Here is a 15,729-nt window from a genome sequence, read left to right on the forward strand (position 1 = left end):
CCTCGGTTCCGTCACAGATGTCCTCGACCGCCGGACGGGCTCGATGTGGCCGCCCGCCGTTGGAGCCTGCGCGGGACGCCGTATCTGCGTACGTTGAAGGCATGCGTACCGCCTACAGCGTTGACACCGTACGGGCCGCCGAAGCGGCCCTCATGGCACGGCTCCCCGAAGGCGCGCTGATGCAGCGCGCCGCCGCCGGGCTCGCCGCCGCCTGCGCCGATCTGCTGCGCCGGGCCGGCCGGGTCTACGGCTCCCGCGTCGTCCTCCTCGTCGGCACCGGCGCCAACGGCGGCGACGCCCTGTACGCCGGGGCCCGGCTCGCCCGGCGCGGCGCGGGCGTGGTCGCCGTGCGGGTCACCCCCGGCCGGGCCCACGAGGGCGGCAGCGCGGCCCTGCTCGCGGCCGGCGGACGCGTCGTGGACGGGGCGGAGAGCACCGCCCACGCGGACTGGGCCGGGCGCATCGACCTCGTCGTGGACGCGATCACCGGCATCGGCGGACGCGGCGGACTGCGCCCCGAGGCCGCCGAGCTGGTCCGGAAGTACACCGCGCACGGCGCGCCCGTCGTCGCCGTCGACCTGCCCAGCGGGGTCGAGGCGGACACCGGCGAGGTGACCGGCGACGCGGTGCGCGCGGACGCCACCGTCACCTTCGGCGCCTACAAGCCCGCGCTGCTCGTGGACCCGGCCGCCGAACGGGCCGGGGCGCTGCGCCTCGTGGACATCGGCCTCGGGCCGGAACTCCCCGAGGCGCCGGAGCTGGAAGCCCTCCAGTACGCGGACGTGGCCGCGCTGCTGCCCGTGCCGGCCGCGGAGAGCGACAAGTACCGGCGCGGTGTCGTCGGCATCGCCGCCGGTTCGACGCGCTACCCGGGCGCCGCCGTGCTCGCCGTCTCCGGGGCACTGCGCGCCGGGGCCGGGGCCGTGCGCTACGCGGGCCCCGGCGGCGAGGCGGTCATCGCCCGGCACCCGGAGACCCTGGTCCACGCGGGCCGCCCCTCGGACGCCGGGCGGGTGCAGGCGTGGGTCGTCGGCCCCGGGCTCGGCGACGGCACCGAGGCCGTGGCTGCCGTCTCCGACGTCCTGGCCGCCGAAGTGCCGGTCCTGGTCGACGCGGACGGGCTGCGGCTCCTCGACCCGGACGCGGGGCGGGCCCGCACCGCGCCCACCGTCCTGACCCCGCACGCCGGGGAGGCCGCCGCGCTGCTCGGCGTGGCGCGCGAGGAGGTCGAGGCGGGGCGGCTCGCCGCCGTACGGGAGCTGGCCGGGCGGTTCGGCGCGACGGTGCTGCTCAAGGGCTCGACCACCCTGGTCGCCACCGACACCCCGCGCACCCCGGTCCGGGTCAATCCGACCGGCACCCCGTGGCTGGCCACCGCCGGCAGCGGCGACGTGCTCTCCGGGATCACCGGCTCCCTCCTCGCCGCCGGCCTCGCCCCGCTCGACGCCGCCTCCGTCGGGGCCTATCTGCACGGGCTCGCCGCCCGGCGCGCGGCGGACGGCTCCCCGCTCGCCGCGATGGACGTCGCCGACGCGATCCCCGGGGCGTGGCGGGACGTCCGGGCCTGAGCGAAGCTGAGGGGAACGACCGCCGAGGAGCCGATGAAGGGGTGACCGGCCGTGAGCAGCAGCGGTGACGTGCGCGTACGCCGGGTGTACGACGGGGCGGAGGAGGGCGACGGCACCCGTGTCCTGGTGGACCGGCTGTGGCCGCGCGGGGTGTCCAAGGAGAAGGCCGCGATCGACCGCTGGCTCAAGGACCTCACCCCGTCGGACGAGCTGCGCTCCTGGTACCACGCGGACCGCTCCGCCGCCCGCTACGACACCTTCGTCGAGCGCTACCGCGCGGAACTCGCCGGCCCGGCCGAGGCGGCGGCCGTGGACGAGCTGGCCGGGCTGGTCCGCGCGGGTGGCCCGGTGACGCTCGTGACGGCTGTCAAGGATGTCGGGCACAGTCACGTGCCGGTGCTCGCCGAGCACCTGGAGCACGAGTTGCGCCACGGCTGACGCGCCCCGCTGGGCTGGTTGGTGCGGGTGGCCCGGTGACGCTCGTGACGGCTGTCATGGATGTCGGGCACAGTCACGTGCTGGTGCTTGCCGAGCACCTGGGACACGAGCGAGCCACGGCCGATGCGCCCCGCCGGACCGGTTTGCGCGGGTGGCCCGGTGTCGCTCGTGACGGCTGTCAAGGGTGTCGGGCACAGCCATGTACCGGTGCTCGCCGGCCACCTGGAGCACGAGCTGCGCCACGGCTGACGTACCCCGCTGGGCTGGTTCGTGCGCGTGGCCCGGTGACGCTCGTGACCGCTGTCAAGGACGTCGGGCACAGTCACGTGCCGGTGCTCGCCGGGCACCTGGGACACGAGCTGCGCCACGGCCGATGCGCCCCGCTGGGCTGGTGGGTGCGGGTGGCCCGGTGTCGCTGGTGACGGCTGTCGAGGATGTCGGGCACAGTCACGTGCCGGTGCTCGCCGGGCACCTGGGACACGAGCTGCGCCACGGCCGATGCGCCCCGCCGGACCGGTTTGCGCGGGTGGCCCGGTGTCGCTGGTGACCGCTGTCGAGGATGTCGGGCACAGTCACGTACCGGTGCTCGCCGAGCACCTGGGACACGAGCTGCGCCGCCGCTGACGCGCCCCGCCGGACCGGTCCGCGCGGGCGGCTCTGAGAGACTGGGCGCGATATGAACGAGACAGCGTCCTTGCGAGCCCGTGCCGAGATCGACCTCGCCGCACTCCGCGCCAACGTGCGCGTCCTGCGTGCCCGGGCGGCCGGGGCACAGCTGATGGCCGTGGTCAAGGCCGACGCCTACGGGCACGGCGCGGTCCCCTGCGCGCGCGCCGCGCGGGAGGCGGGCGCCGCCTGGCTGGGCACCGCGACCCCGCAGGAGGCCCTGGCCCTGCGCGCGGCCGGGCTCGACGGCCCGATGCTGTGCTGGCTCTGGACGCCGGGCGGACCCTGGCGCGAGGCGATCGAGGCCGGCATCGACGTGTCGGTCAGCGGGATGTGGGCGCTGCGCGAGGTCACCGAGGCCGCCGCGGCGGCCGGCCGGCCCGCCCGTATCCACCTCAAGGCCGACACCGGACTCGGCCGGGCCGGCTGCCAGCCCGCCGACTGGCCCGAGCTGGTCGCCGCCGCCCGCACCGCCGAGCGCGCGGGCACCGTCCGGGTCACCGGCCTCTGGTCCCACTTCGCCTGCGCCGACGAGCCGGGCCACCCCTCGATCACCGCCCAGCTGGACACCTTCCGCGACATGGTCGCGTACGCCGAGAAGGCCGGTGTCGAGCCCGAGGTGCGGCACATCGCCAACTCCCCGGCGACCCTGACCGTCCCCGAGTCCCACTTCGACCTGGTGCGGACCGGGATCGCCATGTACGGCATCTCGCCCAGCCCCGAGCTGGGCACGCCCGCGGACTTCGGGCTGCGCCCGGTGATGACGCTCGCCGCGTCCGTCGCCCTGGTCAAGCAGGTCCCGGCCGGCCACGGCATCAGCTACGGCCACCACTACACGACGCCCCGAGAGACCACCCTCGGCCTGGTGCCCCTCGGCTACGCCGACGGCATCCCGCGCCACGCGTCCGGCCGGGGCCCGGTCCTGGTCGGCGGGGTGCGGCGGACCATCGCGGGCCGGGTCGCCATGGACCAGTTCGTCGTGGACCTGGACGGCGACGAGGTGGCGGCGGGCAGCGAGGCGGTGCTCTTCGGGCCCGGCGACCGGGGCGAGCCGAGCGCCGAGGACTGGGCGGAGGCCGCCGGCACCATCGCGTACGAGATCGTCACCCGGATCGGCGGCCGGGTACCGCGCGTCCACCGGGGCGCCACGACCGACTGACACGACCCACTGACACGACCCACGAGGAGCGGGCACGGGTGAGCGACATCAGCACGGGTGACGTGGTGGCGACGGCTGCCGCTCCGGGGGCCGGCTGGCGCCGGGCGGGCCTCGCCGGCGCCGCCATAGGCGTGCTGGCCGCCGGTGCCGCGGCCGGAGTCGCGGTGGAGCGGCTGACCGTCGGCCGCGGCATGCGCAGGCGCGCCCGCCTCGCCCTGGACGCCACCGGCCCGTACGGCTCGCTGCGCGGGACGCCCGGCCGGGCCACCGCCGACGACGGCACCGAGCTGTACTACGAGGTGGACGAGGTCGATCCGCCCGAGGACACCGCCCCCACGGGCTCCCGCCGGCGGCGGCTCTTCGGGCGCAAGGAGCCCGCCCCCGTGACCGTCGTCTTCAGCCACGGCTACTGCCTCGGCCAGGACTCCTGGCACTTCCAGCGCGCCGCCCTGCGCGGCATCGTGCGCACCGTCCACTGGGACCAGCGCAGCCACGGCCGCTCCGAGCGCGGTCGCGCCCAGGCCCGCGCCGGGGGCGGGGTGCCCGTCGGCATCGACCAGCTCGGCCGCGACCTCAAGGCCGTCATCGACGCCGCCGCGCCCGAGGGCCCGCTCGTCCTCGTCGGCCACTCGATGGGCGGCATGACGATCATGGCGCTCGCCGAGCAGTACCCGCAGCTGCTCCGCGACCGGGTCGCCGCCGTCGCCTTCGTCGGTACGTCGAGCGGCCGGCTGAACGAGGTCAGCTTCGGACTGCCCGTGGTGGGCGTCAACGCCGTGCGCCGCGTGCTCCCCGGGGTGCTGCGGGCGCTCGGCTCGCAGGCGGAGCTGGTGGAGCGGGGGCGCCGGGCGACCTCCGACCTGTTCGCCGGGCTGGTCAAGCGGTACTCCTTCGGCTCCCGGGACGTGGACCCGGCCGTCGCGCGGTTCGCGGAACGGCTCATCGAGTCCACCCCGATCGACGTGGTCGCCGAGTTCTACCCGGCCTTCGCGGAGCACGACAAGAGCGCGGCCCTGCCCCTCTTCCGCGGCCTCCCGGTCCTCATCCTGGCCGGCGACAAGGACCTGGTGACGCCCGGCTCGCACAGCGAGGCCATCGCGGACCTGCTGCCCGACGCGGAACTCGTCATCGTCCCGGACGCCGGCCACCTGGTGATGCTGGAGCACCCCGAGACGGTGACCGACCGGCTCGCGGACCTGCTGGTGCGGGCCGGAGCCGTACCGGAGTCCTCTAACGTTGGCGGGCATGGAACCGCAGAACAGCCCGGCGGCCACTGAGGCCGCCGCGTACGAGAACGCCCCCGGCGCCGTCAGCGTGCGCCTCGCCCTCGACTCCCCCGAACAGATGCAGGCCCTGGGCCGCCGGCTCGCCGCCGCGCTGCGCCCCGGCGACCTCGTGATGCTCACCGGCGAGCTGGGGGCCGGCAAGACGACGCTGACCCGGGGGCTCGGCGAGGGCCTGGGCGTACGGGGCGCGGTGACGTCCCCCACGTTCGTGATCGCCCGCGTCCACCCGTCGCTCTCCGGCGGACCCGCGCTGGTCCACGTCGACGCGTACCGGCTGGGCGGCGGTCTCGACGAGATGGAGGACCTGGACCTCGACGTGTCGCTGCCGGAGTCCGTGGTGGTCGTGGAGTGGGGCGACGGCAAGGTCGAGGAGCTCTCGGACGACCGGCTCCAGGTGTTCATCGACCGCGCGGTGGGGGACACCGACGACGAGCGGCGCACGGTGACCCTGGTGGGCGTGGGGAGGCGCTGGGCCGGGCTGCGGAACGAGTCCTGGGCGCCCTGGGCCTGACCGGGCCGCGGTTTCCGACGCGGTGTCGGCAAATTGTTGCGCGGGACGGGGCGGGCGTGGTGACATGGAGGACGAGAGCGTAGTTAGGTCTACCTAACCACGCCTTCCACCGGAGCCGGAGCCCCAGGAGGCGCCATGCCGACATCCGACCGCGTCCCGGAGCCGCCGCGAGCGGCGGTCCCGATGAGCACCCTGCTGGCCGCGAACGCGGCGGCGACCGCGGTATCGACACCCCCACCACCGCGCGACGAAGCCCACCCGGCACCCCCCGAGCACACAACCGCCCACGCACACACGGGCAACCCCGCGCCCGGGACGAACCCCGCACACACGGGCAGCCCCGCGCGCGGAGCGAAACCCGCCCACGCGGCCAACACCGCTCACGCGGCGAAACCCGCTCACGCGGCGAAACCGGCCCGCACGTCCAAATCCGGACGGGCGGCAAATTCAAGCCCGTCCGGCGATTGAGGACATCCGTGACACGGGCCGACGGCGGCCGGCAGAAGACAAGCCCGTCCGGCGATTGAGGACGCCCCCCGGCTAGGGGACCACCACCACCGTGGCCCCCACCGTGGCGAACCGCCACACCGCGTCCCCGTCGGCCCGAGACATCCGCACGCCCCCCGCCTTCACCGTGGGGTCCGGCTCCTCCATCGACCCGTCCAGCGCGGCGCTGAAGCCGATCGTCACGTCATCCACCGTGGCGAACCGCACCACGTGCTCGATCGGCACGCCGTCGGACCCCTTCACGCTGCCCGAGCGCGACGTCACGTGATACGTGCCCGGCACCGCGTGCACCGGGCTCGGCATCACCTTGAACGTCCGCGACGCCTTCCCGTTCGCCTCCACCAGCCACACCCGGCGGTCGTGCAGCGCGTAGACGACCCGCGCCCCGGTGCCGGAGCCGGCGGGGACGGTGAGCGGGTCCTTCTTCGGCTTGGCCTTGCCCTGCGCGCCGGCCGGGGCGGTCGGCGAGGCGCTGCTCGACGCCTTCGGCTTCGCGGCCAGGTCGTCCGGTACGTTCGCGGAAGCCTGGTAGGCCAGGAAGCCGACCGCCGCGACGGCCGCCGCGGTGAGCGCGGCCACGATTCCCGAGCTGCCCCTTGCCACCGTGCGTGCCTCTTTCGCCGTCGTGAGCCGTAAGACGCGGACCGTACGTCGCGCGCGAGCCGTAAGTCGTACAAGCGTTTACACGTACTCCGCGTATACCCGGTGACGGTAGCAGCCGGGACCGCCCGGGCCGGGACGCCGTACGGGGCGCGGGGCGGGCCGCGCCGGAGCCGTAGGCTGTTTGCGTGCTCTTGCTCGCAATGGATACCGCCACCCCCGCCGTCACCGTCGCCCTGCACGACGGGACCCGCGTCGTCGCCGAGTCCGTCCAGGTCGACGCCCGCAGGCACGGGGAGCTGCTGCTGCCCGCCGTCGACCGGGTCCTCGCGGACGCCGGGGTGAAACTCGACGCCGTGACGGACGTCGTCGTGGGCGTCGGCCCCGGCCCGTACACCGGACTGCGCGTCGGCCTGGTGACGGCCGCCACCTTCGGCTCGGCGCTCTCCGTGCCCGTGCACGGCCTGTGCACCCTGGACGGCCTCGCGTGCGCCGCCGGGCTCGAAGGACCCTTCGCCGTCGCCACGGACGCCCGCCGCAAGGAGGTCTACTGGGCGCGGTACGAGGACGCCCGCACCCGGACCGCCGGGCCCTGCGTCGACCGGCCCGCCGACATCGCGGACCAGCTGGCGGGCCTGCCGGTCGTCGGGGCGGGCGCGGTGCTCTACCCCGAGGCCTTCCCGGACGCGCGCGGCCCCGAACACCTCGCGGCGGGCGCCCTCGCGGGCCTCGCCGCCGAACGCCTCGCGGCCGGTGAGGAGCTGCTGCCGCCGCAGCCGCTCTACCTGCGCAGGCCCGACGCGCAGGTCCCGAAGAACTACAAGGTGGTCACCCCGAAGTGACCGTCACGACCGCGGTGCTGCGCGAGATGCGCTGGTGGGACATCGACCCCGTGCTCGCCCTAGAGCACGAGCTGTTCCCGGAGGACGCCTGGTCGGCGGGCATGTTCTGGTCCGAGCTGGCGTACGCGCGCGGCCCGGCGGCCACCCGCCGCTACGTCGTCGCCGAGGAGCCCGGCACCGGCCGGATCGTCGGATACGCGGGTCTCGCCGCCGCCGGCGACCTCGCCGACGTGCAGACGATCGCCGTCGCCCGCGACCACTGGGGCGGCGGGCTCGGCTCCGAGCTGCTGACCGACCTGCTCAGGCACGCCACCGCCTTCGAGTGCGCCGAGGTGCTGCTCGAGGTCCGCGTCGACAACACACGCGCCCAGAAGCTCTACGAGCGCTTCGGCTTCGAACCGATCGGCTTCCGCCGCGGCTACTACCAGCCGGGCAACATCGACGCGCTCGTCATGCGCCTCCACGTACACGAAGAAGAAAACGGGATCCACTGATGGCTGACGAACCGCTCGTACTCGGCATCGAGACCTCCTGCGACGAAACCGGGGTCGGCATCGTCCGCGGGACCACGCTCCTCGCGGACGCCGTCGCGTCCAGCGTCGACACGCACGCCCGCTTCGGCGGCGTCGTCCCGGAGATCGCCTCCCGCGCCCACCTGGAGGCGATGGTCCCCACCATCGAGCGCGCCCTGAAGGAGGCCGGGGTCAGCGGCCGGGACCTCGACGGGATCGCCGTCACCGCCGGACCCGGCCTCGCGGGCGCCCTGCTCGTCGGCGTCTCCGCCGCCAAGGCCTACGCGTACGCCCTGAACAAGCCGCTGTACGGGGTCAACCACCTGGCGTCCCACATCTGCGTCGACCAGCTGGAGCACGGCCCGCTGCCCGAGCCCACCATGGCGCTCCTGGTCAGCGGCGGGCACTCCTCGCTGCTGCTCGCGCCGGACATCACCAACGACGTCCGGCCGCTCGGCGCGACCATCGACGACGCGGCCGGCGAGGCGTTCGACAAGATCGCCCGGGTCCTGGACCTGGGCTTCCCCGGCGGCCCGGTCATCGACCGGCTCGCCAAGGAGGGCGACCCGGCGGCCATCGCCTTCCCGCGCGGCCTCACCGGCTCGCGCGACCCCGCGTACGACTTCTCGTTCTCCGGCCTGAAGACCTCCGTCGCCCGCTGGATCGAGGCCAAGCGGGCGGCCGGCGAGGAGGTGCCGGTCCGGGACGTGGCCGCCTCCTTCCAGGAGGCCGTGGTGGACGTGCTCACCCGCAAGGCCGTCCGCGCCTGCAAGGACGAGGGCGTCGACCACCTGATGATCGGCGGTGGCGTCGCGGCCAACTCCCGGCTGCGCGCGCTCGCCGAGGAGCGGTGCGAACGGGCCGGCATCCGGCTGCGCGTGCCCCGCCCCAAGCTGTGCACCGACAACGGGGCGATGGTCGCCGCGCTCGGCGCCGAGATGGTCGCCCGCAACCGGCCCGCCTCCGACCTGGAGCTGTCCGCCGACTCCTCGCTGCCCGTCACCGAGACCCACGTCCCGGGCGCCCACACGCACGACCACGACCACGTGCACGAGATCAGCAAGGACAACCTCTACTCATGAGCGCCCCGGTCACCGCCCTGATGTGGGAGGCCCGCGCCGCCGAGGGCCGGGGCGGCGAGCTGGCGGAGTGGGCCCGCGCCCGAGCCGCCGCGCTGCCCCGGCCCCCGCTCCGCGGCGAGCTGCTGCGCGCCCCGCAGGACCGGGTCCTCGTCATCACCTGGTGGCAGGGCGGGTACGGCGACGAACTGCCGGAGCTGCCCGAGCCCGACCCGGACCTCGTCACCCGGCCGGTCCACCGCTGGCGCTTCGAATCGCTGGGAGCGATCTAGACGCGGCCCGTCGATGAGTTCCGCACCCCCGCCCGGTCTACCCTTCACGACACTTCGCCCCCGTACGTGAGGAGAGGACCATGCAGAAGGTCACCACGTTCCTGTGGTACCCGAAGGGCGTGATCGAGGAAGCGGCCGACTACTACGTCTCCGTCGTCGGCGGCGACTCGCGCGTCCTGGAGACCACCCGCTGGACCCCCGCCGGCCCCGGCGAGGCGGGCGAGGCGATGACCGTACGGTTCCAGCTGGACGGCGCCGAGTACATCGCGTTCGACGGCGGGCCGGAGTTCACCTTCACCGAGGCCGTCTCGCTCTCCGTCGAGTGCGACTCGCAGGAGGAGGCGGACCGGCTGTGGAACGAGCTCACCTCCGGCGGCGGCCAGGAGAGCCAGTGCGGCTGGCTCAAGGACAAGTACGGCCTCTCCTGGCAGATCGTCCCGCCGGGCCTCGGTGACGCCCTGGCCGACCCGGACCCGGAGAAGGCCGCCCGCGCGATGAAGGCGATGCTCGGCATGAGGCGCCTGGACATCGAAGCCATCCGCAACGCCTGACCCCCGCCCGGGACTTGGGGCCAGGGGTGCTCGATAGGGTCGGGCCCCATGTCCCCTCGCTTCGTGCTGCCGCCGCCCCCGCCGCCCGTGGAGATACGCGCCTGGCCCGACCGGGACGCGCTGCTCGCCGACCGGTCCTTCCTGCTCGGCGTGCTGGTGAAGGCCCACATCGGACCCGGCCGGCTGGGGCTGCTGTGGCTGTGGGGGGTGGTGGGTGCGATCGGCTGGTCGTTCATCGGGACGGCGGTCATCACCTTCGAGGAGTCGTACGACGCGATCAGCGCGATCATGGGCGTGGTGATGGCCGCGCTGGGCGCCGCCGCCCTGATCCCGGCGGTGATCCTGGCCGTCGTCGGGCTGCGCCGGGACGTGGCGGTGCGCCGGCTGCTCACGCGGTGGGGCGAGCTGGACCGCGACCCCGCCCGCGACGCCGCGCTCCGGCTGCCCGGCACGACGCTGGGGTGGCTGCTGCCCTCCTTCGCGCTCGGCGCGCTGGGCCTCTGCCTCTGCGTCGTCGTGCCCGCCGGAGCGGTCCGGGGCGAGGACACGTACGGGCTGATGGCGCTGATCATGGGGCTCGGGCTGCTGGCCTGGCTCATCGGGCTCATCGGCGTCTTCAAGGCGTTCTGGCACCGGCGCTGGATCGTGCGGACGCTGGCCGGGGCCGCGGCGCCGCCGCCCCTGGTGTCCCGGGGCCCCCACGGCTGAGCCCCGCGCCCTGTCCGGCCGCCCCGGTGTTGAGCCACCCGGGGGAGCGCGCGCGCCCGACGGCGGTGTCGGAGCCGATGCCCCGTCACGTACTGGCAGGATCCGGCGCCATGCAGCCAGTACGACAAAAGGACAAATTGGTCATGAATGGGTGTGAACCGGGTGCGGTGACGGGCGGGTGGCGGCGGGTGCGGGGCGGCCTGCGGCGCAGACCGGGTTACGCGGTCCTCGCCGCGCTCCTGGTCGCCGCCGCCGCGTCCGGCTGCGCGGCCGGGGACGACCCGGACACCGCCGCCCGGAGCGCGAAGGCCCAGGCCGGCCAGGCGGGCCCGCAGGCGGAGCCGGCGGCCGGGGCGCTCGGTACCCGCGCGGCGCAGGCGGAGCGGGCCAAGCTGGCGCAGGCCGCCCGCGCGGTCGCCGCCAAGAAGTGGGGCCTGGCGGGCACGCCGCTCGCGGCGCCCGTACCGCCCGCGAAGAAGCCGCCCCTCACCACCCGCAAGGGCTTCGAGGTGGAGGGCCAGGACGACTCGCTGCCGCCGGTCTTCACCCGGGTCCCCACCACGGACAAGGTCGTCTTCCTGACGATGGACGACGGGGACGACAAGGACCCCGAGCTGCTGAAGATGATGTCGGAGCTGAACATCCCGTACAGCGCCTTCCTCAGCGACTACCTGGTGCGCGACGACTACACGTACTTCAAGGACGCCCAGTCGCGCGGGACGGTGCTCAGCAACCACACGCTCAACCACCGCTATCTGCCGGGCCTCTCGCACGACGAGCAGAAGCGCGAGATCTGCGGCCAGCAGGACATCCTCCAGGAGCAGTTCGGCAAGCGGCCCCGGCTCTTCCGGCCGCCGTACGGCAACTACAACACCGACACGCTGAAGGTCGCCAAGTCCTGCGGCATCACCGCCGTACCGCTGTGGGCGGCGGAGGCGTTCCCCGACCGCATGGAGTGGCGCGAGGAGGACCGGAAGCTGCACCCGGGCGACATCATCCTCACGCACTTCCGCGGCAAGGAGGACTGGAAGGGGAGCATGCCCGACCTGGTCAGGTCCGTCATGAAGGTCGTCACGGACCAGGGTTACGCCGTGGCCCGCCTGGAGGACTACGTATAGGAGGCGGCGTACGCGCGGGCGGCCCCCGGCTCCGGGTGCGCGTCCTCGTGGGCGCGGTGCCAGGCCGTCAGCGTGAGAACCAGCAGCAGGCATACGCCGATCAGCTGGACGACGCCCGCGATCGGCAGCCCGTGGCGCAGCAGCACCGCCGCGATCACACAGGCCGCCGCGGTGACGGCGGCGAGGACGAGAGTGCCGGACCAGTCCATCCCGGGCGGTCCGGCCTCCGCCGTGTCCGGGCTCGGCGGCCGGGGATCGGAGCCGGTGTACACGTACAGGAGCATCGCGCCGATCACCGCCTCCAGCGCGATGAGGAGCACCCCGAGCACCACGTCCAGGCAGCCGGTCAGCACCGGCCCGGGGCGCGAGGGGGCCGGGCGGTCCGGGCCGGAGGTTCGTATGCGCATGCCGCCACCGTCCACCGGAACGGCCCGGGCGGCCCCGGCGTTGTCCCGACGGTGTCCGGAACGTTGCACGGCCGCAGCCGTACGGGGCCGGGGGGCCGGCGGGTACGCCACGAGGGGCGTGAATTGGCACTCCGCTTGACCGAGTGCTAATCGCGGTCATAGTCTCGGTTCTGGCACTCCCCAGTGGAGAGTGCCAGCAGTACTGTGCGACCGGCAGGTCCGGCACCCGCGACGACGGGCTCACCTGGTCGCCACCCCAAAGACTGTTAAACCCCGTGAGATCTCCGAAGGGGGAGACCGGATCGTGTCGACCGCCAGCTCCAAGGTTGCGATCAAGCCGCTCGAGGACCGCATCGTGGTCCAGCCGCTCGACGCCGAGCAGACCACGGCCTCCGGCCTGGTTATCCCGGACACCGCCAAGGAGAAGCCCCAGGAGGGCGTCGTCCTGGCCGTGGGCCCGGGCCGCTTCGAGAACGGCGAGCGCCTGCCGCTCGACGTCAAGACCGGCGATGTCGTGCTGTACAGCAAGTACGGCGGCACCGAGGTGAAGTACAACGGCGAGGAGTACCTCGTCCTCTCGGCGCGCGACGTGCTCGCGATCATCGAGAAGTAATTCACCCACGTTTGCTTCTGTTCCGCGCCCCTGGCCCCCTGCGAAATAACCAGCCGGGCGGCTAGGGGCGCGGTTCTTGTTTTGTGAGAGGACAGTTCAGCTCCATGGCGAAGATCCTGAAGTTCGACGAGGACGCCCGTCGCGCCCTTGAGCGCGGCGTCAACAAGCTTGCCGACACGGTCAAGGTGACGATCGGCCCCAAGGGCCGCAACGTCGTCATCGACAAGAAGTTCGGTGCCCCCACCATCACCAACGACGGTGTCACCATCGCGCGCGAGGTCGAGCTCGACGACCCGTACGAGAACCTGGGTGCCCAGCTGGTGAAGGAGGTCGCCACCAAGACCAACGACGTCGCGGGTGACGGCACCACCACCGCCACCGTCCTGGCCCAGGCGCTCGTCCGCGAGGGTCTGCGCAACGTCGCCGCCGGCGCCTCCCCGGCCGCCCTGAAGAAGGGCATCGACGCCGCGGTCAAGGCCGTGTCCGAGGAGCTCCTCGCGACCGCCCGCCCGATCGACGACAAGTCCGACATCGCCGCCGTCGCCGCGCTCTCCGCGCAGGACCCGCAGGTCGGCGAGCTCATCGCGGACGCGATGGACAAGGTCGGCAAGGACGGTGTCATCACCGTCGAGGAGTCCAACACCTTCGGCCTGGACCTCGACTTCACCGAGGGCATGGCCTTCGACAAGGGCTACCTCTCCCCGTACATGGTGACCGACCAGGAGCGCATGGAGGCCGTCCTCGACGACCCGTACATCCTGATCCACCAGGGCAAGATCGGCTCGATCCAGGAGCTGCTGCCGCTCCTGGAGAAGGTCATCCAGGCCGGTGGCTCCAAGCCGCTGCTGATCATCGCCGAGGACGTCGAGGGCGAGGCCCTGTCGACCCTGGTCGTCAACAAGATCCGCGGCACGTTCAACGCCGTCGCCGTCAAGGCGCCGGGCTTCGGTGACCGCCGCAAGGCCATGCTCGGCGACATCGCCACCCTCACCGGTGCGACCGTCATCGCCGAGGAGGTCGGCCTCAAGCTCGACCAGGCCGGTCTGGACGTGCTGGGCACCGCCCGCCGCGTGACCGTCACCAAGGACGACACCACCATCGTCGACGGCGGCGGCAAGGCCGACGAGGTCACCGGCCGCGTCAACCAGATCAAGGCCGAGATCGAGGCCACGGACTCCGACTGGGACCGCGAGAAGCTCCAGGAGCGCCTGGCGAAGCTGGCCGGCGGGGTCTGCGTGATCCGCGTCGGTGCCGCCACCGAGGTCGAGCTCAAGGAGAAGAAGCACCGTCTGGAGGACGCCATCTCCGCGACCCGCGCCGCGGTCGAGGAGGGCATCGTCTCCGGTGGTGGCTCCGCCATCGTCCACGCCGTCAAGGTCCTCGAGGGCAACCTCGACAAGACCGGCGACGAGGCCACCGGTGTCGCGGTCGTCCGCCGCGCCGCCGTCGAGCCGCTGCGCTGGATCGCCGAGAACGCCGGCCTCGAGGGCTACGTCATCACCTCGAAGGTCGCCGAGCTCGACAAGGGCCAGGGCTTCAACGCCGCCACCGGCGAGTACGGCGACCTGGTCAAGGCCGGCGTCATCGACCCGGTCAAGGTCACCCGCTCCGCCCTGGAGAACGCCGCGTCCATCGCGTCGCTGCTGCTCACGACCGAGACCCTGGTCGTCGAGAAGCCGGCCGAGGAGGAGCCGGAGGCCGCGGGCCACGGCCACGGCCACTCGCACTGACGCACGGCTGACCGCCTGAAGCGGTGAAGGCCCGGCTCCCCCGAGGGGGCCGGGCCTTTTCGTCGGCTATGCCGATCGGTTCAGCGCCGCCGGGTGCACCGGCTCCGCGAACGGGCGGCCCTGGGCGTAGCGTTCCAGTTCGTCCAGGGCGTGGTCGGTCATCCGGTGCAGTTCGTTGCCGAGGGAGCCCGCCACATGCGGGGTCAGCAGGACGTTCGGCAGGTCGTACAACGGGGAGTCGGCGGGCGGGACTTCGGGGTCCGTCACGTCGAGTACGGCGTGCAGGCGGCCCGGGACCAGCTCGCGCAGCAGGGCCGCCTCGTCGATCAGGGAGCCCCGGGCCGTGTTGATCAGCGTCGAGCCGGTCCGCATCAGGGCCAGCTGGCGGGCGCCGATCATGTGGTGGGTCCCGGGGAGCTGGGGGGCGTGCACGGAGACGGTGTCGGCGCGGGCGCACAGCTCGTCCAGGGCGACCGGTTCGACGCCGAGGCGCGCCGCCTCGGACGCGGTGACGAAGGGGTCGTGCAGCAGGACCGCCAGGTCGAAGGGGCGGAGCAGCTCGATGACGCGGCGGCCGATGCGGGAGGCGCCGACGATGCCCACCGTGCGGCGGTAGTTGCCGGCGCCGTCCAGCTCGGCGCGCCAGTCGTGGGCGGCGCGGACCTCGCGGTAGACGCGGGCGGAGTGCGGGACGCGCTTGTTGGCCAGCAGGATCGTGGCCAGGGTGTACTCCGCCACCGGCAGGGCGTTGGCCCCGGCCGCCGAGGAGACGGCGAGGCCGCGCTCCCAGCAGGCGTCGGTGATGTGGTGCTTGACGGAGCCGGCCGCGTGGATCACCGCCTTCAGGCGGGGCGCGGCGGCGAGGACCCGTTCGGTGAGCGGGGTGGCGCCCCAGCAGGTGAACAGGACCTCCGCCCCGGCGAGCGCGGCGGCGACGCGGGGGTCGGGGCCGGCCAGGTCGTGGGCGACGAGGCCCGGGTCCGTACGGGCGAGGGCGGCGAGCCGGTCGCGGTGGCGGGGCGCGAAGAGGCGGTCGTGGATGTCCGGGCCCATCGCGAGCAGGACGGACGGCCGGGAGCTGCGAACTGTCGTGGGTTGCGTGCGCATGAGTGAGTTGTAGTACCCGAAGGCGCCACCCCGTGCGGCGGTGCCAGGACCGCCG

17 protein-coding genes are annotated in these 15,729 nt (G+C 73.8%); 14 read left to right on the forward strand and 3 right to left on the reverse strand.

Going from position 1 to position 15,729, the window contains the following annotated elements:
* Nucleotides 1-101: 101 nt before the first annotated feature.
* The 5 genes from FKN01_RS17010 to tsaE all read left to right on the forward strand — a co-directional run bounded on the left by FKN01_RS17010 (nucleotide 102) and on the right by tsaE (nucleotide 5,628).
* Nucleotides 102-1,568, forward strand: a complete 1,467-nt coding sequence (locus FKN01_RS17010) for an NAD(P)H-hydrate dehydratase (RefSeq protein WP_143621284.1) — start codon at nucleotides 102-104, stop codon at nucleotides 1,566-1,568.
* 51 nt (nucleotides 1,569-1,619) lie between these two features.
* Nucleotides 1,620-2,006: a DUF488 domain-containing protein gene (locus FKN01_RS17015; RefSeq protein WP_143621288.1), complete on the forward strand. Its 387-nt coding sequence runs from the start codon at nucleotides 1,620-1,622 to the stop codon at nucleotides 2,004-2,006.
* A 676-nt stretch (nucleotides 2,007-2,682) separates the two neighbouring features.
* On the forward strand, nucleotides 2,683-3,831 hold the full coding sequence (alr, locus tag FKN01_RS17035; RefSeq protein ID WP_143621292.1) for an alanine racemase: 1,149 nt from the start codon (nucleotides 2,683-2,685) through the stop codon (nucleotides 3,829-3,831).
* A 38-nt stretch (nucleotides 3,832-3,869) separates the two neighbouring features.
* Entirely contained in the window at nucleotides 3,870-5,108 is a 1,239-nt protein-coding gene (locus tag FKN01_RS17040) for an alpha/beta fold hydrolase (RefSeq protein WP_143621295.1), read from the forward strand.
* Complete coding sequence (gene tsaE, locus FKN01_RS17045) at nucleotides 5,077-5,628, forward strand: tRNA (adenosine(37)-N6)-threonylcarbamoyltransferase complex ATPase subunit type 1 TsaE (RefSeq protein WP_143621297.1); 552 nt, start codon at nucleotides 5,077-5,079, stop codon at nucleotides 5,626-5,628. The genes FKN01_RS17040 and tsaE overlap by 32 nt, the downstream gene beginning before the upstream one ends.
* Before the next feature lie 540 nt (nucleotides 5,629-6,168).
* Here the strand turns inward: tsaE and FKN01_RS17050 are convergent.
* On the reverse strand, nucleotides 6,169-6,714 hold the full coding sequence (locus tag FKN01_RS17050) for a hypothetical protein (RefSeq protein WP_143621300.1): 546 nt from the start codon (nucleotides 6,712-6,714) through the stop codon (nucleotides 6,169-6,171).
* A gap of 224 nt (nucleotides 6,715-6,938) precedes the next feature.
* Between FKN01_RS17050 and tsaB the strand changes: the two genes are divergently transcribed.
* From tsaB to FKN01_RS17085, 7 genes are all read left to right on the forward strand, one after another.
* Nucleotides 6,939-7,577, forward strand: coding sequence for a tRNA (adenosine(37)-N6)-threonylcarbamoyltransferase complex dimerization subunit type 1 TsaB (gene tsaB / locus FKN01_RS17055; protein WP_143621383.1), 639 nt, complete (start codon nucleotides 6,939-6,941; stop codon nucleotides 7,575-7,577).
* Nucleotides 7,574-8,071 carry a ribosomal protein S18-alanine N-acetyltransferase gene (gene rimI, locus FKN01_RS17060; protein ID WP_143621303.1) on the forward strand — a complete coding sequence of 166 codons (498 nt, stop codon included), beginning with the start codon at nucleotides 7,574-7,576 and terminating at the stop codon, nucleotides 8,069-8,071. The genes tsaB and rimI overlap by 4 nt, the downstream gene beginning before the upstream one ends.
* Nucleotides 8,071-9,171: a tRNA (adenosine(37)-N6)-threonylcarbamoyltransferase complex transferase subunit TsaD gene (tsaD, locus tag FKN01_RS17065; RefSeq protein ID WP_143621306.1), complete on the forward strand. Its 1,101-nt coding sequence runs from the start codon at nucleotides 8,071-8,073 to the stop codon at nucleotides 9,169-9,171. Before rimI ends, tsaD begins: the two co-directional genes overlap by 1 nt.
* Nucleotides 9,168-9,440: a hypothetical protein gene (locus tag FKN01_RS17070; RefSeq protein WP_143621310.1), complete on the forward strand. Its 273-nt coding sequence runs from the start codon at nucleotides 9,168-9,170 to the stop codon at nucleotides 9,438-9,440. Before tsaD ends, FKN01_RS17070 begins: the two co-directional genes overlap by 4 nt.
* A gap of 80 nt (nucleotides 9,441-9,520) precedes the next feature.
* Nucleotides 9,521-9,991, forward strand: a complete 471-nt coding sequence (locus tag FKN01_RS17075; RefSeq protein WP_143621313.1) for a VOC family protein — start codon at nucleotides 9,521-9,523, stop codon at nucleotides 9,989-9,991.
* A gap of 48 nt (nucleotides 9,992-10,039) precedes the next feature.
* Nucleotides 10,040-10,699, forward strand: coding sequence for a hypothetical protein (locus FKN01_RS17080; RefSeq protein ID WP_143621315.1), 660 nt, complete (start codon nucleotides 10,040-10,042; stop codon nucleotides 10,697-10,699).
* A 143-nt stretch (nucleotides 10,700-10,842) separates the two neighbouring features.
* A complete protein-coding gene (locus tag FKN01_RS17085; protein ID WP_398932626.1) occupies nucleotides 10,843-11,817 on the forward strand; it encodes a polysaccharide deacetylase family protein in 975 nt (324 codons plus the stop codon).
* On the opposite strand, the gene FKN01_RS17090 is transcribed toward FKN01_RS17085, so the two are convergent.
* On the reverse strand, nucleotides 11,808-12,224 hold the full coding sequence (locus FKN01_RS17090) for a DUF6234 family protein (RefSeq protein WP_260696919.1): 417 nt from the start codon (nucleotides 12,222-12,224) through the stop codon (nucleotides 11,808-11,810). The two genes, FKN01_RS17085 and FKN01_RS17090, sit on opposite strands and share 10 nt — an antisense overlap.
* A 304-nt stretch (nucleotides 12,225-12,528) precedes the next feature.
* Between FKN01_RS17090 and groES the strand changes: the two genes are divergently transcribed.
* Both groES and groL read left to right on the forward strand, forming a co-directional pair.
* Complete coding sequence (gene groES, locus FKN01_RS17095) at nucleotides 12,529-12,837, forward strand: co-chaperone GroES (protein ID WP_018101172.1); 309 nt, start codon at nucleotides 12,529-12,531, stop codon at nucleotides 12,835-12,837.
* 104 nt (nucleotides 12,838-12,941) lie between these two features.
* Nucleotides 12,942-14,567, forward strand: coding sequence for a chaperonin GroEL (gene groL / locus FKN01_RS17100; protein WP_143621319.1), 1,626 nt, complete (start codon nucleotides 12,942-12,944; stop codon nucleotides 14,565-14,567).
* Nucleotides 14,568-14,633: 66 nt separating this feature from the next.
* Here the strand turns inward: groL and FKN01_RS17105 are convergent, their stop codons facing one another.
* Nucleotides 14,634-15,674: a hydroxyacid dehydrogenase gene (locus FKN01_RS17105; protein ID WP_143621322.1), complete on the reverse strand. Its 1,041-nt coding sequence runs from the start codon at nucleotides 15,672-15,674 to the stop codon at nucleotides 14,634-14,636.
* Nucleotides 15,675-15,729: the final 55 nt, after the last annotated feature.

Origin of the sequence: Streptomyces sp. 130 (assembly GCF_007096885.1) — a bacterium.
GTDB lineage: Bacteria > Actinomycetota > Actinomycetes > Streptomycetales > Streptomycetaceae > Streptomyces.

Bases quoted from the DNA above. Each gene is read 5' to 3' on its own strand.
- FKN01_RS17010 (WP_143621284.1), top strand. From the start codon at position 102: ATGCGTACCGCCTACAGCGTTGACACCGTACGGGCCGCCGAAGCGGCC.
- alr (WP_143621292.1), top strand. From the start codon at position 2,683: ATGAACGAGACAGCGTCCTTGCGAGCCCGTGCCGAGATCGACCTCGCC.
- tsaE (WP_143621297.1), top strand. From the start codon at position 5,077: ATGGAACCGCAGAACAGCCCGGCGGCCACTGAGGCCGCCGCGTACGAG.
- tsaB (WP_143621383.1), top strand. From the start codon at position 6,939: ATGGATACCGCCACCCCCGCCGTCACCGTCGCCCTGCACGACGGGACC.
- tsaD (WP_143621306.1), top strand. From the start codon at position 8,071: ATGGCTGACGAACCGCTCGTACTCGGCATCGAGACCTCCTGCGACGAA.
- FKN01_RS17070 (WP_143621310.1), top strand. From the start codon at position 9,168: ATGAGCGCCCCGGTCACCGCCCTGATGTGGGAGGCCCGCGCCGCCGAG.
- FKN01_RS17075 (WP_143621313.1), top strand. From the start codon at position 9,521: ATGCAGAAGGTCACCACGTTCCTGTGGTACCCGAAGGGCGTGATCGAG.
- FKN01_RS17080 (WP_143621315.1), top strand. From the start codon at position 10,040: ATGTCCCCTCGCTTCGTGCTGCCGCCGCCCCCGCCGCCCGTGGAGATA.
- FKN01_RS17085 (WP_398932626.1), top strand. From the start codon at position 10,843: ATGAATGGGTGTGAACCGGGTGCGGTGACGGGCGGGTGGCGGCGGGTG.
- FKN01_RS17090 (WP_260696919.1), bottom strand. From the start codon at position 12,224: ATGCGCATACGAACCTCCGGCCCGGACCGCCCGGCCCCCTCGCGCCCC.
- groL (WP_143621319.1), top strand. From the start codon at position 12,942: ATGGCGAAGATCCTGAAGTTCGACGAGGACGCCCGTCGCGCCCTTGAG.
- FKN01_RS17105 (WP_143621322.1), bottom strand. From the start codon at position 15,674: ATGCGCACGCAACCCACGACAGTTCGCAGCTCCCGGCCGTCCGTCCTG.